This is a genomic window from Bacillus sp. ILBB4 (assembly GCF_035064545.1).
Classification (GTDB): domain Bacteria; phylum Bacillota; class Bacilli; order Bacillales; family Bacillaceae_H; genus Priestia.
In genome coordinates, this window is sequence record NZ_JAIQVD010000006.1 from 1 (window position 1) to 21,008 (window position 21,008).

28 protein-coding genes are annotated in these 21,008 nt (G+C 35.6%); 9 read left to right on the plus strand and 19 right to left on the minus strand.

Annotation, left to right across the window (positions count from 1 at the left end; genetic code table 11):
• Both LAV82_RS22805 and LAV82_RS22810 read left to right on the plus strand, forming a co-directional pair.
• Positions 1 to 246 (plus strand): hypothetical protein (locus LAV82_RS22805; protein ID WP_499716920.1); only part of this gene is annotated, 246 nt, incomplete at its 5' end.
• A gap of 29 nt (positions 247 to 275) precedes the next feature.
• Positions 276 to 1,010, plus strand: coding sequence for a hypothetical protein (locus LAV82_RS22810; RefSeq protein WP_499716921.1), 735 nt, complete (start codon positions 276 to 278; stop codon positions 1,008 to 1,010).
• Positions 1,011 to 2,259: 1,249 nt separating this feature from the next.
• Here the strand turns inward: LAV82_RS22810 and LAV82_RS22815 are convergent.
• The 3 genes from LAV82_RS22815 to LAV82_RS22825 form a co-directional block, all read right to left on the minus strand.
• Positions 2,260 to 2,523: a hypothetical protein gene (locus tag LAV82_RS22815; RefSeq protein WP_499716922.1), complete on the minus strand. Its 264-nt coding sequence runs from the start codon at positions 2,521 to 2,523 to the stop codon at positions 2,260 to 2,262.
• Between the two features lie 144 nt (positions 2,524 to 2,667).
• Entirely contained in the window at positions 2,668 to 3,090 is a 423-nt protein-coding gene (locus LAV82_RS22820) for a hypothetical protein (protein WP_499716923.1), read from the minus strand.
• A 172-nt stretch (positions 3,091 to 3,262) separates the two neighbouring features.
• Positions 3,263 to 3,463, minus strand: coding sequence for a hypothetical protein (locus LAV82_RS22825; protein WP_499716924.1), 201 nt, complete (start codon positions 3,461 to 3,463; stop codon positions 3,263 to 3,265).
• A gap of 155 nt (positions 3,464 to 3,618) precedes the next feature.
• Here LAV82_RS22825 and LAV82_RS22830 point away from each other — a divergent pair, with 155 nt between their 5' ends.
• A complete protein-coding gene (locus LAV82_RS22830; protein WP_499716925.1) occupies positions 3,619 to 3,996 on the plus strand; it encodes a YolD-like family protein in 378 nt (125 codons plus the stop codon).
• A gap of 124 nt (positions 3,997 to 4,120) precedes the next feature.
• On the opposite strand, the gene LAV82_RS22835 is transcribed toward LAV82_RS22830, so the two are convergent.
• The gene (locus LAV82_RS22835) at positions 4,121 to 4,342 is read right to left on the minus strand and encodes a hypothetical protein (RefSeq protein ID WP_499716926.1); all 222 of its coding nucleotides are present in this window, start codon (positions 4,340 to 4,342) and stop codon (positions 4,121 to 4,123) included.
• Positions 4,343 to 4,486: 144 nt separating this feature from the next.
• On the opposite strand from LAV82_RS22835, the gene LAV82_RS22840 reads away from it, so the two are divergent.
• From LAV82_RS22840 to LAV82_RS22865, 6 genes are all read left to right on the plus strand, one after another.
• A complete protein-coding gene (locus tag LAV82_RS22840) occupies positions 4,487 to 5,620 on the plus strand; it encodes a Tle-like phospholipase domain-containing protein (RefSeq protein WP_499716927.1) in 1,134 nt (377 codons plus the stop codon).
• On the plus strand, positions 5,617 to 5,922 hold the full coding sequence (locus LAV82_RS22845; protein WP_499716928.1) for a WXG100 family type VII secretion target: 306 nt from the start codon (positions 5,617 to 5,619) through the stop codon (positions 5,920 to 5,922). The genes LAV82_RS22840 and LAV82_RS22845 overlap by 4 nt, the downstream gene beginning before the upstream one ends.
• Before the next feature lie 186 nt (positions 5,923 to 6,108).
• Complete coding sequence (locus LAV82_RS22850; RefSeq protein WP_499716929.1) at positions 6,109 to 6,453, plus strand: hypothetical protein; 345 nt, start codon at positions 6,109 to 6,111, stop codon at positions 6,451 to 6,453.
• 201 nt (positions 6,454 to 6,654) lie between these two features.
• Positions 6,655 to 7,239, plus strand: coding sequence for a hypothetical protein (locus LAV82_RS22855; RefSeq protein ID WP_499716930.1), 585 nt, complete (start codon positions 6,655 to 6,657; stop codon positions 7,237 to 7,239).
• A 38-nt stretch (positions 7,240 to 7,277) separates the two neighbouring features.
• Complete coding sequence (locus tag LAV82_RS22860; RefSeq protein WP_499716931.1) at positions 7,278 to 7,457, plus strand: DUF8096 family protein; 180 nt, start codon at positions 7,278 to 7,280, stop codon at positions 7,455 to 7,457.
• A 546-nt stretch (positions 7,458 to 8,003) separates the two neighbouring features.
• Complete coding sequence (locus LAV82_RS22865) at positions 8,004 to 8,909, plus strand: HsdM family class I SAM-dependent methyltransferase (protein WP_499716932.1); 906 nt, start codon at positions 8,004 to 8,006, stop codon at positions 8,907 to 8,909.
• 6 nt (positions 8,910 to 8,915) lie between these two features.
• Here LAV82_RS22865 and LAV82_RS22870 read toward each other — a convergent pair whose 3' ends face one another.
• From LAV82_RS22870 to LAV82_RS22940, 15 genes are all read right to left on the minus strand, one after another.
• A complete protein-coding gene (locus LAV82_RS22870) occupies positions 8,916 to 9,275 on the minus strand; it encodes a hypothetical protein (RefSeq protein ID WP_499716933.1) in 360 nt (119 codons plus the stop codon).
• An 888-nt stretch (positions 9,276 to 10,163) separates the two neighbouring features.
• Positions 10,164 to 11,138 carry a hypothetical protein gene (locus LAV82_RS22875; protein ID WP_499716934.1) on the minus strand — a complete coding sequence of 325 codons (975 nt, stop codon included), beginning with the start codon at positions 11,136 to 11,138 and terminating at the stop codon, positions 10,164 to 10,166.
• A gap of 358 nt (positions 11,139 to 11,496) precedes the next feature.
• Complete coding sequence (locus LAV82_RS22880) at positions 11,497 to 12,093, minus strand: hypothetical protein (RefSeq protein WP_499716935.1); 597 nt, start codon at positions 12,091 to 12,093, stop codon at positions 11,497 to 11,499.
• Complete coding sequence (locus LAV82_RS22885; RefSeq protein WP_499716936.1) at positions 12,062 to 12,484, minus strand: hypothetical protein; 423 nt, start codon at positions 12,482 to 12,484, stop codon at positions 12,062 to 12,064. The genes LAV82_RS22880 and LAV82_RS22885 overlap by 32 nt, the downstream gene beginning before the upstream one ends.
• Entirely contained in the window at positions 12,484 to 12,726 is a 243-nt protein-coding gene (locus LAV82_RS22890) for a hypothetical protein (RefSeq protein WP_499716937.1), read from the minus strand. The genes LAV82_RS22885 and LAV82_RS22890 overlap by 1 nt, the downstream gene beginning before the upstream one ends.
• Positions 12,690 to 12,917: a hypothetical protein gene (locus LAV82_RS22895; RefSeq protein WP_499716938.1), complete on the minus strand. Its 228-nt coding sequence runs from the start codon at positions 12,915 to 12,917 to the stop codon at positions 12,690 to 12,692. Before LAV82_RS22895 ends, LAV82_RS22890 begins: the two co-directional genes overlap by 37 nt.
• A 78-nt stretch (positions 12,918 to 12,995) precedes the next feature.
• Entirely contained in the window at positions 12,996 to 14,033 is a 1,038-nt protein-coding gene (locus LAV82_RS22900) for an N-acetylmuramoyl-L-alanine amidase (protein ID WP_499716939.1), read from the minus strand.
• Between the two features lie 97 nt (positions 14,034 to 14,130).
• Positions 14,131 to 14,703, minus strand: a complete 573-nt coding sequence (dut, locus tag LAV82_RS22905; protein ID WP_499716940.1) for a dUTP diphosphatase — start codon at positions 14,701 to 14,703, stop codon at positions 14,131 to 14,133.
• An 83-nt stretch (positions 14,704 to 14,786) separates the two neighbouring features.
• Complete coding sequence (locus LAV82_RS22910; protein WP_499716941.1) at positions 14,787 to 15,248, minus strand: hypothetical protein; 462 nt, start codon at positions 15,246 to 15,248, stop codon at positions 14,787 to 14,789.
• On the minus strand, positions 15,248 to 15,589 hold the full coding sequence (locus LAV82_RS22915; RefSeq protein WP_499716942.1) for a hypothetical protein: 342 nt from the start codon (positions 15,587 to 15,589) through the stop codon (positions 15,248 to 15,250). Before LAV82_RS22915 ends, LAV82_RS22910 begins: the two co-directional genes overlap by 1 nt.
• A gap of 23 nt (positions 15,590 to 15,612) precedes the next feature.
• Positions 15,613 to 16,026 (minus strand): thermonuclease family protein, encoded by a 414-nt coding sequence (locus LAV82_RS22920; protein WP_499716943.1) that lies wholly within the window; start codon positions 16,024 to 16,026, stop codon positions 15,613 to 15,615.
• Entirely contained in the window at positions 16,023 to 16,244 is a 222-nt protein-coding gene (locus tag LAV82_RS22925) for a hypothetical protein (protein WP_499716944.1), read from the minus strand. The genes LAV82_RS22920 and LAV82_RS22925 overlap by 4 nt, the downstream gene beginning before the upstream one ends.
• 16 nt (positions 16,245 to 16,260) lie before the next feature.
• Positions 16,261 to 19,773 carry a DNA polymerase III subunit alpha gene (gene dnaE, locus LAV82_RS22930; RefSeq protein WP_499716945.1) on the minus strand — a complete coding sequence of 1,171 codons (3,513 nt, stop codon included), beginning with the start codon at positions 19,771 to 19,773 and terminating at the stop codon, positions 16,261 to 16,263.
• Between the two features lie 21 nt (positions 19,774 to 19,794).
• On the minus strand, positions 19,795 to 20,115 hold the full coding sequence (locus tag LAV82_RS22935; protein ID WP_449305704.1) for a DUF370 domain-containing protein: 321 nt from the start codon (positions 20,113 to 20,115) through the stop codon (positions 19,795 to 19,797).
• A gap of 3 nt (positions 20,116 to 20,118) precedes the next feature.
• Positions 20,119 to 20,910, minus strand: a complete 792-nt coding sequence (locus tag LAV82_RS22940) for a Dna2/Cas4 domain-containing protein (protein ID WP_499716946.1) — start codon at positions 20,908 to 20,910, stop codon at positions 20,119 to 20,121.
• Positions 20,911 to 21,008 lie beyond the last annotated feature (98 nt).

The window sequence follows — 21,008 nt, forward strand, 5'->3', positions numbered from 1 at the left end:
GGAAGTAATATGAAAAACGTTTATAAAAAAGCTGAACTACTTATCGAATACTTAGAGTATCCAGAGGTAGAAAAAGGAGAACAAAATCCTTTTACAGGTAGAGATCCTGAACAGAAAGAGCAACCTATTGTAAATTCTGCAAAAGCGGAGATTCCTGAAGAGATTCTGCCTGAGCTAGTTGAGTTCCTGCATGATAAAGGAGTATTTGTTGGACACTTAAGAGGGGTATATTCTAGAAATAAATAAAATATGGAATGGAAGAGCGGAGGGCTGGCATGACTATCAATGAAACAGTAAGGGAAAAGAGAGTATTTAGTCAGCAAACGGAAAGGGATTATAGGCATCTTATTCTAGATTCAAATAAAATAAAAAAGTGCATCTATTTTGACTATGTTATTTTAATTAAGCAGGGTGATCTACCATATCCTAAAAGATGGTTAAGATACTTTAGCTTACTACCACAAAAAGGACAAGTAGTACCCGTTGAAAATTATAATAGAGAGGATTATGAATATATCTTCTTGCCTTATCCAGGGTTTAGTGATGAAATGAAAAAGGAGCTTGAACTTTTAGGTCAGCCTACAGATGACAGTAATAAATTTAGCAATTTCTTAATACAACTTGATGAAATACCTGATCATCTCTTGCCGTTAGTTAAAAAAGAAATTACATCTTGCTTCGAACAGACAACTGAGCCCCCAGCTATTGATGCTTATGTTTATGAAGAGCAAGGGGAAACAGCGTATTTAATTTTAGAATTTGAAGATAACCCTCATGACATTGATGAAGATGCAACAACAAGATTTCAAAGTATGGAGACTTTACAAACGTATGAATTACCAGGAGAGCATAAACGTTTATACAAAGTTAACGAACCAGATGCTCATTATAATTCAGAGCGATGGTTTGTATATTCATACGAAGATGCAAACTTTCCATATCTTGAAGAGCTACATGAATTAGAGGATTTACTGCCATATACAGCATTCAAAGAACTACAGGTGAAATAGGCAACAAAAAAAGACCCTAGCTGATGCTCAGGTCTTTTTTTTATCTTTTTGATAAGGTAGATGTTTGTGAACTAACTTGCTGAGACTAAAAGCAAGAATCGAATTTTTATCTTTTTGTAAGATATTTTCATTTGTACGCAAATTACTTGCACTAAACGCTGCAATAGAAGCATTTGCATCTTTTTGTAAGTTATTTTCTACTTGTATTATATAACATAAATAAGCTATCTACAAATTTTTACTCTTAAGGAGGAGCAAGGATAGGCAAACCCTTTAAATGCGTAACAGAAGAACAAGCTTACAGCTACAAGGAATTGTGCATTTAAATTCGCTGACTATCCGTTGCCATCGTGCCTTACATACCAGAAGTACGGTGAGAGGGATATTAGTCGTATCCCAGAGCGAGAGTTTTCACCGTAATTATAGTATGCGCAATAATGAATTAGATATGTAAATAAAATCCATATTCTAAAAACGGATATAGAAGTCATGCAATTGATGATTCGTTTTTCTATTACTATTAACAACATTAATCATAGACTCAAGACGTTTGTTTTCCATAACATCTAGACCCAGCATGTAATCGATGAAGGCGATTTTCGACAGGGTGCATATCATCAAAGTCTCTAAGTCATGTTGGTCCATGATTTCATTTACAAGCTTGTACAATTCATCTTTTCGGAATCTCATAGCTTTTTCGTCCACAACAACAGACCTGTCAATTTTAAAAATGCTCATTTTTATTACATCTCACTTTCTAAAATAGACTTTTGAGACAAAGTAAAAGACGGCCGAAGCCGCCTCATACCATAAGTTTTATCTTATCTAAAACAAAACTAATTAATGTAGAACCCATTAACAAGAGAAAATCTTTTTTCTATATATATATATGGCATTAGTTTACCATGAAAGATTTATTTTGGCAAATATAAATAGGCATCTAGTATTATTTACATTTCCATATTTAATATGTATGGTAGTTTCACTGTTGCAGAATACACAATACTATGAAGAGCTATTTTTTATTACGTCTCACTATTTTAAGTATACTTAAGTTTTTGAGATATAAATCAGAACGACATAAGCCGTTCTGATTTATATCTACCAAAATTTTGTGCACTCAAGGAGCTATATTAGCATACACACCTCTATTTTCGCAAATTCAAATTGGTTCCGAGAATATATGTTATGTAAACTAGAAAAAGAAATCAACTATAAAGAGCATCCTAGATGAATGCTCTACTTCGTCTTATTTCCAGTTCTCGTTATTGTTGTATTTACCTAACCTACCCTTAATGTCTCCAACCATTTCTTTTAATTCATCAATCGATTGCATATTTTCATAGCCATCAAGCATGCTTATTGTTTCAGATAAATATTGTTGTCTTTTTGATTCCTTTTTAGCTTCTTCACGCATTCTTTTAAAGGGATCTTTTCTTTTAGACTTTCGTAAATCCTTGTTATAATCTTCACTAAAAATCCTTAATGTGGCTTCAGGCAATTGTCTACCCATCAGAAATCACGCTCCCTTAGTGAATTAAAAGCAGCTAACATTGTTAATCAACTCGTCAAGTTTTGACATGACTTATTCTTAAAGGTTCAACGAGTACAGATAAAATCCTGCTTTTCACCTTCAATCATTTGGCAGAGTGTTTCATTAAGTTGCTTCCTTAGATCTTCTTATATTTTTAAGTAAGATAGATGTAGCACCAAATGGTATTGCGCAGCTTAATGACAATATGATAAATGGCTTCCATAGTGTTTCCACTTTAGATAAATCCTGAAATGAAAATAATAAAACCCCTGCAGCTGCTCCCACTATTCCACAGATTATGTAAAGTAGTATCTCGAATATGTACTTGTGTTTTGAAATATATTTCATTACCGCATTAATAGCTATGTATGTAGGAATGCCAATGATCAGTATGAATGGCAGCAAAAACAGAATAGAAAACAATAATCCAGCTGTATAGTCACTTAGAAACACAAGCTTTATATCTAGGAATCGCAAGAACACAAAGTGCCCATACATAAATGAAACTAAAATACATATTAGCAATGAAATAAGACCTTTCTTCATTTGCTTACTCCTTTATATTTTATTGCATAGAAAAGAGCGGCAACACAGTGTTAACCGCCCTTTTCTAATTGCCTTATTGACTTGTAGAGAATGTTGTTGGTGGAATATGTCTTATGATCAGCACTTATTTTACCATAGGTTCCCTTGTATGACAATAACATATGAGTTAATATTAACTATTTAAATCCTTCTTTTGAACCATCTGCATTTGGAAGATATCTGATTCTGTAATGCCCAACTTTTTAAGTTCCCCTTGAAACGGGCGCCACGGCTCTATCTTAATTCTTCGCTTAGTTCCATTTCTTAATGTAAACACCCTGTAGTATTCTTCCTCTTCAGGTACCCTTTTATCGTATTTATTGTATTTAGACATTTGGTTCTCCCTTGTGTTATAATAAAAATCTAGTTTTGCTTTTTGCTATTGGAGCACTCACTTTAGTGGGTGCTCCTTTTATTTTATACAGCTCTTGATTTATATGCTATCATATGGTTAGAATAAGAACAAACGTTCTATTCGGAGGGATTAAAATGGATATAGACTTTCTAAAGCATGTTAACTTGAAAGAAATGAAAGCACGGGATCGTGGAATGCGTAAATGGCGCCCTTTTGCTAGTATGCCTGAACAGTATGCTGGACTTAATCAAGTGTTAGGTGATTTAAATAAGGTTGAGCAGCCACTTTTGACTGAGGAGCGGTACGAAGAAATCAGCCAAACTATAGCACAAGCTCTACATTACGATAAGAAAGTATCTATTACTTACTATAAGAATGGAGAAATTGTCACTGGAACAGCTTTAATAAATAATGTAAACCGTAACAACAACATACTTACATATACTGATAATGTATTTGGCTATAAAACAGACTTGCCTCTTCACCTACTAATTAATGTGGAAATGGCATAAAAAAAAGAGTAGCTATCCCTGGCTACTCCTTTTGACAAAATAATACACACTTGTATTGGACTTTCATTATAGCATAAGTCCACCTTACTTTGGAATAAATTCTTGTATGAATTTGTTTTGAATGTTAATCTTCGCCTATAGATGTAACTTTATAGTCATCACCATAATCTACAGTAACTGACATTTCTTTTTTCTTGTCTTTAGTATGTCCATGCACTAATACCGTACTCAGATCTTCTCCTCCCAAAAACTCTACATCTTTTGGAACAAAATCAACATTTTCTTCGTCCTTCATGTATGTAACTGCTACATCTGATGCAGTTTGTTCAATTTCCTTCTTATCCATGGTACCCTCCTTCTGACATCCTACTACTATTAATAATAGTAGAAATATAGCAAGAACTTTCAATTTCATCATCCATATCTCTCCATTTTTTTGGAAATTCCTATATAATAGAATTATACTCTATTACCGAGAGGGGTTTCAAACATGAAAGTGAGAGATGGCACTTATAAACTATTGAGTTCACTCGCCTATTCTAACAAGCCAGGTAAATCTAGGGACATTATATATAAAGATGGCAAAGAGCATTGGACAATTATGAGTGACAACAAAAAATTCAAATTACATGATCCTGACACAGGATTTGATGCAATGATTGCTAAAAATAAAGACAATGTTGTCATTGCGTACCGTGGAACGGAAATGAATTCTTTAAAGAATGCGGTAACTGTAGGACTTAAAGATGGCATAACAGATGTCAACTATATTGTTCGCAATAGAGATGTTAAAGAACTTGATTTACATGTGGAGCTTGAAAAAGGCAAATTTCACATTGATTTCTATAAACAGAATCAATTTCGTCAAGCTGATGAATTAGCAAAGGATGTTCAGAAAGCCTATCCTAAAGCAAAGGTTTCATTAACTGGACACTCTTTAGCAGGTTCTATGGCTTCTTATGCTGCTGCTAAAAATGACTTGCACGCTGTCACATTCAATGGACCTAGTGTTATTGGATTACTTCCTAAAGACTTAAAAGAGAAAGCGGAAAAAGGAGGATTTGATAAGCAAATTGTAAACTATGTACACCCTAAAGATTCTTTAAGTTCGGGTGCAATTAATCCTTATAAACGCTATATTGGTTCAGCCTATTACATAGGCTCTTCGTTTGAACTTGAAAACTCAAAGAACAGATACAATCCTATATCAAGAGCTTGGGGTTCATTGGCTGGTGCTGGCTATCATAACATGCAGCATTATAAGTTTGATGATTTCGGCAATATTGCTAACCCTATTTTAACGAATGTTTTAACCGGTGAAAGTCTTGCTACTTCTCCTCGTTTTGCTTCTGCAGAAAGTGGCACAATAAAAGTCACACCTGCTGATCTCAACGAATTAGCAAATGAACTAGAATCCTATGTTCCAGATATAGAAAGCATCTGTAACACGTTTAAGCAGAAAGCATCTGTTTTAGATGATATTCAAATAACTGAGGATGTTTTAAACGATGCTCTTCAGCAGGTGCATCAAGTGAGCGGCTGGTTTGCTGAAGATACTGCCAAAATGGTCAACAATCTGAATGCTGCTGCTGCATCTTTTGTGGAGGCTGATGTTTTAAAATGAGCGATTTAGAAAAATACGAAAAAGAACTAAATGATTTAGAAAGCCTAAGCACGCATTTAGATTCTGTTATTAGAAAATTACGTGCTAAGCAGTTAGTTGTTAAAAGTAAAGTCGAGGATTTGACTACATGGGAATCTGGCAATGCTAAGGATGCTTTTCAGCAGGAAATGGAATCTTACTTTAATACTTTCACTAAGAAGATAGATGACGTAGAAAAAATTGAAAAAGAAGTAACTCATGCAAAAACAAAGGTTAGACACTACATGATGCTTGAGAATATACCTAAAGGGCCTAAGTGGTAATCCACTGCCCTTCTTTTTTTCGAGCAAGAATACCTTCTAAATTAACGCACATTCTTTCAGCTATTACATTTAAATCTATTAATCCTCTCTTTCAAATTTTTTATTCATTAAGGTATATTAACCTGCATCTTTTTTACTATATTGTTATATAATTAATTTACTACTATTTGTTGGAGGAGTTTTATTATGGCTAAAAATAAAGTAATTGCTGGAGATTTCGAAGGACATGCTGTTAAAGATCGCATTACGGTAATACAAATTGAAAAAAATTGGTTAACTACAAAAGAGCTTACTAAGGACACAATCGCATCTTATGAAGTTATTGACGAAACCCAACGTAAAAGTGCAACTAGTGCAGTTGGACGTGCTTTTGTTGGTGGCGCTATATTGGGACCTGTCGGATTGCTCGCTGGTCTCTCTGCAAAATCGAAAGGTACTCACCTTTTAGCAATTGAATTCAAAACTGGAGAGAAAAGTTTAATAGAAGTTGATGATAGAATATATAAAACATTAATCAAGATTTTATTCTAATAATATCATTTAACTCCTTCTTTAACATATTAATTGTTCTATAAAGGTGTTGTAGTATATACAAGAAAAAGAGCAAACCAAAAGGTCTGCTCTTCTCTCCTACTCTCGCCAAAAGTCTAGGAGTAGTAGCCAATATAATTATAGTTTTGCATGTTATAAACAGAATGTCAAATTAGATATAAATATGGAGGTTTTATTATCATGGCGCCTACAAATGTTTCGCAGTTTGTTAATTCAGTTATAAAAAAAGTTTGGTCAGAAGATATAAAAAAGGATTATCACAATCACAATCTCCTTTACGAATGTTCTTTACAAGAAGCTTTTTACCACCATATAAGAAGAAGACTTGGGGATGATTTTTTAAATCAACATAATATAAAACTGTTTACTGAATATAGAATTGGCGAGCAAAAAGCGGATTTGGCTGTCGTAATTATAGATCCTAATTTGGCTGAAGAGAACCATCTACAAGACTGCGTAATAGAAGTTATCTCCGTTATAGAGATGAAATACAAAGGTGAATTTGCTTCAGAGAATGAATTTAACAAGGATGTTATTAAAGTCTTATCGTATATTAGCGAATCAACACCTGATACTATGTATTATCTTGCATTTATAAGAGAAAAGGATTTTCAGCCTGATGAAGTAGTTAACTGGGTAACAGATGAACAATCATTAGAGGCAAATGGACAGCTAACAGAAATGTATTCATACATAGATATGGAAACAAATAAGATGGTATGGCACGTCATTGAACATACAACAACCTCTTCCCTTTTATCGTAGGTACTGCTATGATAAGCAAGATATGTGAGGGATAAAAAATGGAACAAGAAGATAAGTATACAAACATTGATCTAACAAAAGTTTATGAATATAGTGAGATGCCGGATAAGATCAGCGGCCGTTGCGATAACTGTAATGGAGTAAAGTTTAAAAGTAGCGTAGGTAACGGTAAATTCCTGCGTGAATGTATCAATTGTGGTATGAAAAAGAATATATAAAAAATCAACAAAAGTCCAATGACCTATATATTTTGATTATATAGGTTTTTTGCTGTGTAAAAATAAAAAATGGAATCAATCCAAAAGCTAGTCGTGGTCTATAGAAAATACTTAATAAAATAAACACTTACTAATAGTATCTTAGTTATTAGTATTTCAGGAAATTGATTTAATGAATAACATACTTATTTGTAACTACCTTATTCTGAAGGCATGGCTATTATTACTTTTAAGAAGCTTACTTTATGTAGGCTTCTTTTTTTTAATGGATAAATATATATTTTCTTTAATCTAAGTGTAAATTAGTAAAACTATATATTAAAAATATAATTACCTTTTATCTAGTTTGTAGAAAAATATCCTATTTGTCATCACTAAGAGTAATTGATATAACTATATATTTTAGAACTAACTTCATACATTTACATATGTAAATTAGAATAGATATCAAGTTACCTAAATAACAAATCAAACATAATAACTAACTTCTTAAGATTATAAGTATAAATGTTATTATGTTTACGGAGAAAGAAAGGTGTTTATTTCATGGGAAGAAGAGAGAGAAAACGTTATGATGATAATAGTCGTGTTAAGGAATTACTTGAGAAAGAGTTCCATACGCAAGAAGAAATAGAATTTATTAAGAACGCTTATACAGGAATTGGGGGCCTGTCTTCTTCGAATTTTAATAACGGGCAGTTCTTCACTCCAGCAGAAGTTGCTGTCTTTACCCGAATGATGATGGGTATTGAAGGTGGACGAGTTTTAGAGCCCTCATGTGGAGGTGGAGCATTCATAAATGTACTACCTGAAGCTTGTGATGTTTATGGATCTGAAATGATGTTTGAGGCTGCGAGAGTCTCTGAGTTATGTTACCCTCATGCCACCATACGCCAAGGAAATACCTTGACGATGGATTGGGATGAGCCATTCGATTATGTAATTGGAAATCCACCATATGGCCTTAAGGTTGATGAGTGGAATTTCAATTGTGGAAAGAAATTAAAAAGTGAGGTTGCTTTCATAGAATACGGTATGAAATGGTTAAAGCCGGGCGGTATTCTTGGCATGATTGTGCCAGATTCTATTTTGGCTAATCAGCGTGAGCAACCTTTCAGAAAGCATATGTTAGATAACAATGAATTACTTGCTGTTGTTAGTCTCCCAGGTGAAACGTTTTATCACACAGGAACTTCTGTGAAGACCAGTCTACTTATGGTCAGAAAAGGAAGAAGCTCAGAAGAAGATTACTCAGTGTTCATGGCAATGTGTACTAATGTCGGATGGGATAAGCGTGGAAACCGAACAAAAAATAGCGATCTTCCTTCGATATATCGAACTTATCTTGATTCAGGCATATCACATTTACAGCAGAACGATTATGTTCCAAAGTTAGTTGAGTCAACTGGTGTCAAAACAATTTCAGGTCAACTTGCATTGGATATTTTTTAGATGAAATTAGTACAAAAGAGATTTAAATAAATCAGCATGTTTTTTTAGCTCATCATATTTAGTGGTTGTCACACTATCATACAATTCATTGAAATATTTCCAAGTAGCACGCTGACAGTTATCACTAAGTACTGAAAGATACTGGTCAGCTTCATCAAATTCACCATCATAAATTAATTCGAAAAAATATCCGCAATCAGCAGCACTTTCTACAATTCGTTCAGCTGATACATGAGGAAACATATTGAATTTCACTAAAGCCTGAACTGTTTTATATAAGTGCTGTTGAATAGCTAGTAAGGAATAAGCTTTTTCAACTTCCTGGAACATTGTTTTGATTACAACTACGTTAACTTCGTTTTTCATGATAGATCATACCCTCTTTTTTTAAAATGTATACAAGAGTAAAAACTCAGATAATGGAAAAGTTTTCATCGGTGAGTTGTTACTCTAAAAATGCTAATCTTTTACACTCATCAAGTCAATCATTTTGGGCAAAATTACTCAAATTGAGATTATTTTCCCAAACTATAATGGCTAAAACTTAGAATTTATTGAAAACTTTAAGAGTCTAAAGTCCTGCTAAAATTTAAATATGCGCAAATCTAGTCCTAAATACCCTTAATAAGCGCATATTACTTTTTATTTGTTTATTTAGAACATAGTTCCTAAAATAAAATATTTAAATAGAACATTGCTACTAAGCGAAATCTAATCCCTCACTTGGTATATGTATGTAAGTTAGTTACTTTTCGAACATCTGTTCTGTTTTTTTAAGTTTACTGCCATTTTCCATTTTTGTCAACTGTGAAAAAAAGCGTGCTCTCGTGCCCCACTATTATATAAAAATAACCGTGCTCTCATGCCCTACTATTATACAAAGACCGTGCTCTGGCGCCCCAATGTCAGTACTTGAAAAGCGTGCTTTCACACCCTACTATAAGAAAAAAAGCGTGCTTTCACGCCCTACTATCTATATAAAAGGTGTGCTCCTATGCCCCACTATTAAGAAAAAAGCGTGCTCTCATGCCCCACTATTTATGTATATAAAAAAGCCTGTGAAGGCTTATATATCAAGGGGTTAAAGCTAGTATCGAAAACTAACTCCCTCTTATATCTTCACAGGCTTTTATATGTATTATGTTGTATGCTTTTTTCTAGGGTTCTTACTACCGCCTCACTGCGTTCGTTGCTAAAGGTCTGCGGTGCTGTGCAAGAGGGAAAACCACCCTCTCACCCAACATCCTCAACCTATCATTTATGCTGCCCAAACAATTGACGAACGTACTCAGTGTATTCATCGGTACCATCACTATCTAATCTAAACATCAAATCAGGATGGATAAGGTAGCGTGTACGACTATTATTTTGGAGAACCATTACTGCTCCACTACGTTGAAGGATATCCATATAGCGGCTAATTGTTGCACGATTGGCGTTTTCGTAACCAAGTATGCGACCAATTTGCGATTTAGATAAATGCTTCAGTTGCTTAGGATCACGTTTGACTGCATCAAGTACGCTTTCTCCTTCTAAAGTAATCCTCTCATCTGGATTCGATACTAAATAGTATGTTTCGTAATGAAAGTAGGGCATCACAGCATGCAATAATCCAATTACGTCTTTCAAATTAACTTGTCCAGTTTTACGGCGACGGTTTTTGTTCTGCTCTATCTTTCGAACATTGCTAATAACATTGCTCAATTGATTTTTGAACAGCTTAACAAATTTTTCACCAGGATCAATATGGTGCTTTTTCCCTTTCCCCATCTGGAAGTAAAGTTCATTTAATACGTAGTTGCTTACACGACCGTTTTTGATTTTCTCTAGTAAACCTAATTTAACAAACTTATTCAAGCGTTTACTGATTGTTTTAGGATCACTTATCTCCCAAATTTCTCCGATGCTTTTGTTATTCAGAGCAACACCATCTTTTGTCAGAGGCTCGCCATTAAATCGTGCATAGAGAACAAGGATCATGAAGTACCTACGGTCACTTACCGTAAGGTCAGTTTCTTCGAGTAAGCGTATGTTTTCGCTTTTCCCCATCACAAAATCCCCTCTTTTGTCTCGTAAGCGCATGTTTTCTTTTTCTAATTGCGCACGATAAGCTTCTAGCTGCTTTTTGGATATCCACGAGTACTTCTCAACATCATTGACGATCATCCTTTTTTGTTCTTGACCATCAGGATTAAAGACTAATTCTAACTGAAAATCTTTTTCCTTCATTTTTTGAACACTCTCTCCTTATTTGACAGAAGAAAGGAAATCATATTATAATGTCAATGTACTTAAAACGAAAATAAATTTCCTTAAAGACTTCACTCACGGGCAACGAGTGAAGTTTTTTTCTGTCTAAATTTAGTTTATTAGACAATAGCTTGTCAAAATTTATACTAACATAATTTACAACAGGTGTAAATTACCATGGATATTGTAGAATTTTTTGGACACTGCCTACCGGCAGAGTTCAGGATGTAATTGGTGCATTTGAGAAATAAAAAAGAGCCTTACAGATACATGTAAGGCTTTACTCAGGTATTTAGTGATGAGCTATTACAATAGAAGAAACTTGGTTAAATAGTTCTTAAGCTGTCTTTTTTCCGAAGCTTTCAGCTACAAGAATCTTCATTAATTGGTATAATGCGCTGTCGAATTGTCCATTAAGATTTTCAATTATATAATCACACTTACTGCTCATTGCATAATCAATATCTGCACGATCAATACGGGCACGAATTTCTTCTTTTGCTCTCCCCTGTTTAATCATCCGAGTTTTCAGATCTTCTCGTGGAGTATGAACGAAGATGCTAACTACCTCATTTGAAGAGTAGCCATCCATTTTATCAAATGACTCTTTAATCTGTGAAAAAATATCCCACGTAGCAATAGAAATAACAGGAGAACTTTCTAGTTTAAGCAGCTCTCCTTGACAGACTCCATAAGAACCACCTGCATATGTATCATGAGCGATAAAAAAGCCAGCCTTCTTTTTGGCTTCAAATTCTTCAGGAGATATAAAGTAACCATTCTCTCCCTCAACTTCGCCTTCTCTCATTTTTCTGTCTAAATAAAAGACTAAGTAAGGTAAATCTGAATTAAATTTAAGCTCATCTTTACCGGTTCCTGATGGACCAATCAAGCAGAATACTTTATTCGAGCGGGTTGTTGAAATTGAGTTCATCTTCAATATCCTCCGTACTCTTGTTGTCCTCTGTCTTTTCTAGCTCATCAAGCTTCTTTTCTACAAGCTCCATTAAATCGACAGGATTAATTTGATCAGGATCGATAGGAAGTGCAATCTGATGAATCTTACTAGAATCCAACTCTTTTTCACGAATCATTTTTACGATTTTATCAGCAGCAGCATTGATATCAGTTTCGATATCTTCATCTTCGATGTGTGAATGAAGTAAGTCAGAGTAAATATTGTCTGCAGTACCGTAAGCAAATTCTTCTGCAATCATACGAGCAGTGTTTGCATTATCGTTAAGAGTTTGCAGTGCAATCTTGGTAGCTTCCGTAATTTGATTGATAGTTTCTAAATATCCTTCTAAACGTTCAGCTCGATTCATTATAGACCCATCTCCTTTTTCTTCTCATCAATTTGTTCACTAGCTACTTCTAAAATCGTGAGGTGGCACCCTAATGTTGCACTCATCATTTCTTGCACATTTAATTCATACTTGTCTGTAATTTTGCGAATGGCTTCCCACATTTCTCCTCCAGCTTTAGCTGCTTTCTCTAATTCATTAGGAGAAATAGTAGCTTGAAGTAAATTTAAAAGCCCTTGCGTTTGTGTGAGATACTTTTCCATGCATTAGCACGCTCCTCTTTCATCTCTTCTATGTCTGTTACAATTTCCATCATGTCATTTAGTGCAAAATAAAATATCCAAATGAATGCCCAAATTGGATCAAGATATTTATATAGCACTCCAAATACTGCTACAAGAAACAATAATCTAACTTTACGCAGTATCCATGGCCAATCTAATTTGATGGTCATAACAATTCCCCCTCATAAAATGATTGCGGAACATTTAATCCCGCAACCATAATAGATACCATTTCCCTGGATGATATCTTACTTATTAATTAGCTCTTCCAATTTAACTTTTGTTTTAGGACCATAAATGCCATCAGCATCATTTTGTCCTAGGTAAACTAGTTGGAAGCGTTGAACAGCATTTTGTGTTTTAGCACCATAGATGCTGTCACATCCGTCATTTACTGCACCTTTTTCAGGATAGAAGTTAACTTTGCACAGTGCTTCTTGTACAGCAAGGACATTAGATCCTTTATCGCCTAATTTAAGAATGCCATCAGGTAATGTAACGTTCTTGCTTGTGCTTGTAGTTGGTGTTTCAACCTTTGTTGGCTGCTTAATGTTGATGGTTTGTCCAACTTTTAGTTCAGCTGCATTAACAGTTGGGTTCCACGTAATTAAGTCTTGAACAGTGAATGCCCCATTGCTGTTTTGAGCAATGCTCCAGAATGTATCGCCGGCTTTAATCGTGTAAGTTCCGCCAGTAACTGTTGGAGCAATTGTAGCAACTGATTGTCCTAGGCAGTCATTGTATTCTGTAACTACATCTTTTAATAGCTGAGAATATGTATGACCCATTGTTTTTAAGCCATTAGATGGATCAATCTTACGTTTCGGATCAAGAATTTCATGTCCCGTAATCATTTTTGCAGGATTAAGGTTAAACTTATAACATGCATAAGCTAACACCCAAATATATCTCTTGTAAGCTTCTTTACTATCAATATTAGTTCCATAACAAAGCTCTACTCCACCTGCAACATCGTTTGCATCGTCACCATACATTTCGTTGTCTTTTGTTACGTTATAAAGTACATGCCAAGCTTTCTCAGGTGTGCCTGTAAGAAAAGGAATACACTCAATAATTCGCTTATCATCAACAAAAATATGAGCTGAAGCACTCATTTCATTACGAGAGCGTTCATAGTAACCAACGTTACCTGATGCAGTAGAATTTGGATTACCAGTGTCATGCGCTACCATAAATCCTACATGAGGCATCTTAATGCCTGAACGTCGCTTGCTGCCTGAAGTTAAATATTGTTTCTCAATGTCATACTTGATTTTGAATCCCATAAATGATTCACTCCTTTGGTTGTCTTAGTAAGAGTAGAGAGATGCCCACAATCGTGACCAATCCCGATACTAGTCCTATAAAATACATAGTTACTCCTTACTTGACCCCTGAACTCCCATGTCCTTTTGTTCCACGCTCTAACTCTACTAACCTATCTACAAGCTCCAATTGAATACCAAAAGCATTTTTCTTAAAGATTCCGCATACAGAATAAAAGAGTTCATGCAATTTTTGTGAGAACCTTTTCTTCTGCACTGTTGGTAAAACAACAAGTTGAGCAATACGATCCATTGGATGAATTGTGAATGCTTCTTCTCCAAAATTGAAGATAGTAGCCTTTACTTCGCCAATATATCCTGTATCAATTGTTCCGTAAGCTGTTACAACTCCGGATTTATCTGTTAAGCCACTTCTTGGACGTAAATCGCCTGTATGATTTAAAGGAATATTAATGCCGAATCCTAGCGGCACTTTTACTCGCTTGCCTGGTTGCAATAGAATAGGCTCATTGATACGAGCACGACAATCCCAACCGGCATCACTGTCATATTTTTTAAGAGGCTTAAAGCCTTCATCTACTGTATTCTCAAGCTTTACAAACATTTTTCCTTTGAATAATGCCTTGTTCACCTTGGAGTAATAGTTAAGATATACTTGTGTAAGTTCCATCTTTCTTTCCCTTCTTGAAACTATTGTAATGCATTACGTATAAATTATACCATATACTAGTGACTTTATGAGTATCAAATTTATTAATAGCGAATTTGATCTGTGATAATACGAACAGTGCCTGTTATAAGTGCATGAACATCAGTTTCCAAAGCATTAAATTTTAAATCTGCAATTCGTCCATCAAGACGTGAAATGTGATTATCCTGCTGAATCTTTAAATTCACATGGTTACTAAAACGATGCTCAGTTGCATCTAATAACAAGCGCTCTAGTTCCTCATCTTCACCTAATATAATTTCTAAAGTAAGCTCTCTGTATCGCCCTGAACAACCATAGGCAACAGCTACATTGCTTATACCATTATAGATAGGCTGTCTTTCAAACTTTGTATCTATAATCATTGAGCGACATTCAATTTCTTTTTCAATGCCGTTAATTGTAATAACGGCTTGCTTTGGTTGCATGTGAGCACGAGATGAAGTAGCTTTCGATACACTAAGGCGAGGTTGTTTTAGCTGTAAATATTCTTGTATGAGTTCCATTACTCATCGCCTTCTTTCATTGGTCTGGCGATACATCTAATGCTTGTAATGCCTTTCATTGATGTATCACCTTCCCATACAATCTCATATGCCTTAAGTTCACCAAGCAAGTTTTCTTTAAGTATTTTAGGGTGTTTAATCTTCCAATTAGGAGCTGAATAATTTAGATCTGCATAAAGTTCATCTTTCATGTGAATTGTAGCTTTATAGCAGTTTAAGTATGCAGGATACGACTCTAACGAAATCCCTTCATGAAAGACCTCACGAATTTGATTGTCATCTGTAGCAATCCAAAATTTATATGTATATTGCTCTCCTAAGTACCCATTAACCAATTCCATATAAAACAACTCCTGTTACTTGTTTATTGCGCTAATGGCCACCTATCATCTTCTTTGCGAACTCTGTATGGCACTGCATGCCCTTGGTCCACAATAAGCTTATTCAGATAAATATCTTCTGTAACTCCATCGCCTACTATATATACATCAGCCAACATACGTGCAAAGCTGTCATCATCTTTTTGCTTATATGTATGTACCACTACTTCTTTTCCTAGAATAAGAGACTCAACAAAAGCTTTAGCTTTTTCTCCTGCAGCCTTTTCTTCAGGTGTCTTGGCTTTACTAATCTCAGGACAGTTAATGCTATTTAAACGAATTTGAATGTCCTCATCAAAGTTCTTTCGCCCCTTGTCTAGCTTGCCAACAATTGTATCACCATCAATACATCGATCTACTCTAAATTTGTACCAATATAAGTTATCTATAACACTCATGAATTTATAGCCTCTCTTGTAATAAATCTCCCTTGTTGAGTAACTGTGTCCATTCCTCGCTTGAAAGAAAACTCTGCATTTTTTAGTTCTTTAAAGGTTGAATTTTCACCAAGACTCTTTTTGTATAATTCCATATATTCTTGTGCTTTTCTTTCACGATAAGCATAGTATTCTTCTTCAGTCACCTGATTGTCGATATATGATATAGTTAAATCCATTTCACACACTCTCCTTTTATGCTGTTAAATCTACCTCATATATATCGACAATTAGATGAATATTTTTAGCTGTAAGTTTATCTCTACTTTTCTCGCCTTTAATCGTAACTTTGTTGCCTAGCTTTAGTTCATTATTATTTTGTTCCATCAGATATCCCCATACTGTGACAAGGATAGGCTCCTCACTTGTTTCTACGCTTAAAGTGAAATGTTCCTTGCCGCTCTTGGCTTTCCATGATTCTACAGAACGAATAATACCTGTGATTTGTGTAGATGAACCGTCTTCGATTTTAGCCCAACGAGAGCGTATAGAAACGGTTGTTCCAAACATCTCACGTTCATATGCAAGAATTGTTGCCTTAGTAGTCGTTGCAGGAACATGATCGTATGCATCTCCTCTACTTTGATAATAATTGCGTAGAAGTAAGTTGCGGTTTTTGTTCAGTTCATCGAATGCTCCTGATTTGATAAGAGATTCTACCTTTGTCTTATTTACCTTCGTCCCATTTGTCTTAGCAACTAAGTCTTCTACAGAAGCATATGGACGATGCTCAATAATTTCAGTTACAGATTCACCGCTAACCTTTGCAATACTAGATAAACCAAAACGAATTTCCCCAATTAACAAGCCATCTTCTGTTTCGACTGGAACTTCATATGTTACCGGTGTCCAACCAGCACGAGATATATTTACATCAGGAGGAAGAATAACCATACCCATCTCTTCACACTCTTTCATGTAATGAATGTTTTTAGGGTTTCTGTCTTTATCCTTCTTGCCCTCTGAAATCGTCAGTAAGGCAGCCATAAACTCTACAGGGTAATAACACTTTAACCAAGCTGTAATGCAGCTTAGAAGGGCATATGCGGCTGAGTGAGCCTTATTGAAACAGTAGTTACCGAATTTAATCCAATCCGTTTTGATTTGAAGTAGTGTTTTCTCATCAAACCCACGATTTATTGCTCCTTCAATTTCAGGTTGCTTATCGTATTGATAGTCCACCCAAAATGCAGGTTTTCCTTCATCGTTAAGCGGAACAGTTGAGTTGCCATCAGCATCAAGAGGGTATTGTGCAACAAGTGCTGCTTGCATTTCTTTATATCTATCGCTTCCGTAAATCATAAGATCAATCCAGCGGTTCATAAGGTCATGCTTTTTCTTTGCAACACCTTTACGAATCATATCTGCTTGTCCAAGTGTAAGACCACCTAGGATTTGTGAAGCTTTCATGATTTGCTCTTGGTAGACCCATACACCGAATGTTTCTTCAAGTACTGGAGATAGCTCATCAAATGGATATGTAACCTTCTCTCTTCCCCATTTACGTGCAACGTAGGTAGGGATTAAGTCTAATGGTCCCGGTCTTCCTAGCGCAACAATAACAGAGATATCAGCAAATGAGTTGGGCTTCATGTCTGAAATGATTTTGCGAAATAAATCAGATTCACACTGAAAGATGCCTGAAAGGTTCAGATTGTTATATACACGTTCATAGATTTTAGGATCGTTAATGTCAAGGTCACGGTAGATGTTTACCTTCCCCCATAATCCTGCGTACTCTAATGCGTTTTTAATTAAATCCAATGTATCAATTTTCAATATATCGAACTTAACAAGAAATTTCTCAATCCATTCCATATCAAATTGCGTAGTTTCTAAACCAGCGCTATCAATACGAAGCGGCGTTACCTTTGTCAATGGTTCAGGAGATAATACGACACCTCCAGCATGTGTGCCTACTTGGGCAATGTGTCCTTCTAAGGCAACCATAGCTTCCCACCATTGAGGATATGCTTGAGCATATTGACGAACCAATTCTTCTTCAGCATAAGCTTCTTTTAATGTAACACCCGGTCTTCCAGGGATCGCTTTTGCAAATGCATCCTGTGTGGGGTTATCAAAGCCTAATGTCTTCCCTACTTTTTTGCAGACTTTACGTGCAGCCAGTGTTCCTTTTGTTCCAATTTGCGCTACTTTATCATGACCGTATTTACGCTTTAGATAATGTTGCACCCATAGAGCGCCATCGTATGAATAATCAACGTCTAAATCGGGATAACCAGCACGTTCTGGATTAAGGAAACGTTCAAATAGTAAGTCATTCTTAATCGGATCTAACCAAGTAATATGCAAGACATAACATACAAGTGAACCTGCACCTGAACCACGCCCAGGGCCAACAAGAAAACCTGCTTTGACTGTTGCGTCAATCATATCTTCATCTATTAAGAAATAATCAGAGAAACCTTCAGAGCAGATAACATCTAGCTCATACTGTAATCTCTTAGAATATTGGTTGATATCAATGTTATCGCTAAGTGCTAATTCAAATAAACCAGCCCACGCTTTCTTACGGAGTAAGTCATCTACCGATTCGTCACCTGATACAGGAAACTTAGGAAACAGTGGCTCTTTAGGTAAAGATACATCTACCATTTCAGCAATCTTTAATGTATTTGCCCATGCTTCTTCATCAAAGCATTGCTCCATCATTTCTTCATCGGTCTTCATCCAAAATTCATGCGCATAAATCATGCGGTTTTCATCTGAGATACACTTACCAGTTGAGGATGTTACAAGCACATCATGAATTTGGTTATCTTCTTTATTGGCATAGTGAACATCAGTTGTGAGGATTTTTGGTGTGTTTGTTTCGGCTGCCAGCTGATCAATTACTTGGTTGATGAAGACTTGCTCCGGAATTGAAGTGGCTTGCTTTTCGAGAAAAAACATATGAAATGTCTCTTTAGCTTCCTCGATGTGCTTCTTAGCTTCAGCATAACGTCCAGCAAGACAGAGCCTGCTAAAGAAAGAACCCAAACATGCAGAAGTAGCGATAATGTTTTTACCAAGCCCTCTTTCCCGAATAAAAGACAAATCAGTACGAGGATCATCATAAAAACCGTTAATATGCGAATCTGATACAATTTCATATAAGTCTTCCAACCCCTTGTTGTTCATAGCAAGGAGAACCATATGGAAGTTACCATGGTCTAAATAGTTCAAGACTTCTTCTCTGAATTCTTCCACTTTTTCTTCAGTCGTTCTAGGTGCTTCTACATCTGTGAAGGACACTTCAAAAGCAGAAAATAAATCAAGTGACTCCTCTTGTGGTAAAGAGTCACTTGCCATTAAATAGTCTTTTAAGATAACCATAGCTTCTTCATCGAAACAGGCAAAGTTCTTCTTCACTTTTCTCAAGAAATCACTAAGCACTTTTTTCTTAGGTTTCCCTTTGCCATCAACGATTTTATATTTAATGCAAAGATTTTCACGCATCTCTTGAAATTCATCCGATTGAATTTTGCGGTCTTTGGTGGTATATACTTCACACCCTGGAATGGGTTTAATTCCATGCTTTAGGCATTCTGTGATGAAGTCGGGAATCGCTCCACACACTCCATGATCTGTTAACCCAAGCGCTGTTTGCCCTAGTGACTTAGCTTTCATGACTAGTTGCTTAACAGTTGATAAACCATCTAGTAAGCTCTCTTCACTATGAACATGTAAGTGACAACCTCTACACATTGCTGCTTCTCCCCTTTATCTCTACTCTTGTACAGTGGTTTCTAAAATATCTTCTGATGGCACTCGCTCAATCACTTCTTTTGTTTGCTGTGAACGTTTCACACGCTCAATGATTGTAGCTGTCTGAACAGCAGATGCTGTGATAATGATTCCATTCTCAGACTTTTGAGTAATGATGCTTCGAGTTTTTTTGCCTTGTGTTAAATCAAGAAAGCGGTTAGAATCTTTCGCTTGTTGAATCATACGTTTAATTGGTGATGAATCAGGACGATTAACAGTTAAGATTTTACCTACCTCTACATAATTAGAAAAACCGATATCTACAAAATTAACATTGCTCATTGTTTATTCCCATCCTTTGTTAGTATGTGCTTTGATATATTGATCAACCAGTTCATCAGGCTGTGGCATTTGATTGTATTGTTCAACTTCTCTAGCCAGTGCCCCATTTGTATCTCCGACAATTACATTTGGGATTGATTGATTATTTTGAATTGCTGTTATGATGCTCACGGCATCACCATATGCTTTGCTTCCGAATTTGAATGGGATAGGATAACGCTCTGTTCCGTCTTTCTTAACTGAACCTGCATGACAGTAAAAGTTATAGTCGCAGGTGGCACATTTGTAGTAACTAGGCGTATGTTGAGGAGGAATATTTGGAAGAACACGTTGTTGAGCTAGCGATATGCACCAGTTCCCTTTCTCTTCAAGCTTCTGACCTAATTTGGAATCATACTCAAGTTCATATTCCCAAATATCTTGGGTATCTTTGTTTTCTACAAAGATGATTCCTTTGTTGATTGGAAGCCCCATCTTTTGAACAAGATGCAAATAGAAGGTTAGCTGCTCACGATGCTCTTTCTTAGGTTTATTGTTCTTAACCATCCATTCAAAGCTTTTTGAGAAGGCACTCTTTAATTCAACTAAATAGTTCATGCCATGAGGATATTCTAAGCTATGTATACGAACCCATGCATCTGTATGTCCACTGATGTTATCAAACTCAATCTTCATCTCGTCTTGAACCAGAATGCCCATATCCTTAAATAGCTTTTCATATCTGTGGTGCAAACTATGCCCATTTTCAAAGATGCGCATAAGTCTATAATCGACCAGTGGTTTATGCACCATCATGATATCAAATACTATCTTACGTTGGCACATTCCGATAGTAGATGGATGCAACTTTCGCATAGGACGAGTTTGCTTTTTATACTGAATCTCATTGTAAT

Excerpts from the sequence above, each read along its gene's own strand:
- LAV82_RS22865 (WP_499716932.1), top strand. The coding sequence starts at position 8,004 with ATGGGAAGAAGAGAGAGAAAACGTTATGATGATAATAGTCGTGTTAAG.
- LAV82_RS22900 (WP_499716939.1), bottom strand. The coding sequence starts at position 14,033 with ATGGGATTCAAAATCAAGTATGACATTGAGAAACAATATTTAACTTCA.
- LAV82_RS22915 (WP_499716942.1), bottom strand. The coding sequence starts at position 15,589 with ATGGAATTGGTTAATGGGTACTTAGGAGAGCAATATACATATAAATTT.
- LAV82_RS22885 (WP_499716936.1), bottom strand. The coding sequence starts at position 12,484 with ATGAATCGAGCTGAACGTTTAGAAGGATATTTAGAAACTATCAATCAA.
- dut (WP_499716940.1), bottom strand. The coding sequence starts at position 14,703 with ATGGAACTTACACAAGTATATCTTAACTATTACTCCAAGGTGAACAAG.
- LAV82_RS22855 (WP_499716930.1), top strand. The coding sequence starts at position 6,655 with ATGGCGCCTACAAATGTTTCGCAGTTTGTTAATTCAGTTATAAAAAAA.
- LAV82_RS22920 (WP_499716943.1), bottom strand. The coding sequence starts at position 16,026 with ATGAGTGTTATAGATAACTTATATTGGTACAAATTTAGAGTAGATCGA.
- LAV82_RS22890 (WP_499716937.1), bottom strand. The coding sequence starts at position 12,726 with ATGGAAAAGTATCTCACACAAACGCAAGGGCTTTTAAATTTACTTCAA.
- LAV82_RS22850 (WP_499716929.1), top strand. The coding sequence starts at position 6,109 with ATGGCTAAAAATAAAGTAATTGCTGGAGATTTCGAAGGACATGCTGTT.
- LAV82_RS22935 (WP_449305704.1), bottom strand. The coding sequence starts at position 20,115 with ATGAGCAATGTTAATTTTGTAGATATCGGTTTTTCTAATTATGTAGAG.
- LAV82_RS22845 (WP_499716928.1), top strand. The coding sequence starts at position 5,617 with ATGAGCGATTTAGAAAAATACGAAAAAGAACTAAATGATTTAGAAAGC.
- LAV82_RS22840 (WP_499716927.1), top strand. The coding sequence starts at position 4,487 with ATGAAAGTGAGAGATGGCACTTATAAACTATTGAGTTCACTCGCCTAT.
- LAV82_RS22815 (WP_499716922.1), bottom strand. The coding sequence starts at position 2,523 with ATGGGTAGACAATTGCCTGAAGCCACATTAAGGATTTTTAGTGAAGAT.
- LAV82_RS22860 (WP_499716931.1), top strand. The coding sequence starts at position 7,278 with ATGGAACAAGAAGATAAGTATACAAACATTGATCTAACAAAAGTTTAT.
- LAV82_RS22820 (WP_499716923.1), bottom strand. The coding sequence starts at position 3,090 with ATGAAGAAAGGTCTTATTTCATTGCTAATATGTATTTTAGTTTCATTT.
- LAV82_RS22825 (WP_499716924.1), bottom strand. The coding sequence starts at position 3,463 with ATGTCTAAATACAATAAATACGATAAAAGGGTACCTGAAGAGGAAGAA.
- LAV82_RS22810 (WP_499716921.1), top strand. The coding sequence starts at position 276 with ATGACTATCAATGAAACAGTAAGGGAAAAGAGAGTATTTAGTCAGCAA.
- LAV82_RS22895 (WP_499716938.1), bottom strand. The coding sequence starts at position 12,917 with ATGACCATCAAATTAGATTGGCCATGGATACTGCGTAAAGTTAGATTA.
- dnaE (WP_499716945.1), bottom strand. The coding sequence starts at position 19,773 with ATGTGTAGAGGTTGTCACTTACATGTTCATAGTGAAGAGAGCTTACTA.
- LAV82_RS22925 (WP_499716944.1), bottom strand. The coding sequence starts at position 16,244 with ATGGATTTAACTATATCATATATCGACAATCAGGTGACTGAAGAAGAA.
- LAV82_RS22910 (WP_499716941.1), bottom strand. The coding sequence starts at position 15,248 with ATGGAACTCATACAAGAATATTTACAGCTAAAACAACCTCGCCTTAGT.
- LAV82_RS22940 (WP_499716946.1), bottom strand. The coding sequence starts at position 20,910 with ATGATGGTGCATAAACCACTGGTCGATTATAGACTTATGCGCATCTTT.
- LAV82_RS22880 (WP_499716935.1), bottom strand. The coding sequence starts at position 12,093 with ATGAACTCAATTTCAACAACCCGCTCGAATAAAGTATTCTGCTTGATT.
- LAV82_RS22830 (WP_499716925.1), top strand. The coding sequence starts at position 3,619 with ATGGATATAGACTTTCTAAAGCATGTTAACTTGAAAGAAATGAAAGCA.
- LAV82_RS22835 (WP_499716926.1), bottom strand. The coding sequence starts at position 4,342 with ATGGATAAGAAGGAAATTGAACAAACTGCATCAGATGTAGCAGTTACA.
- LAV82_RS22875 (WP_499716934.1), bottom strand. The coding sequence starts at position 11,138 with ATGAAGGAAAAAGATTTTCAGTTAGAATTAGTCTTTAATCCTGATGGT.
- LAV82_RS22870 (WP_499716933.1), bottom strand. The coding sequence starts at position 9,275 with ATGAAAAACGAAGTTAACGTAGTTGTAATCAAAACAATGTTCCAGGAA.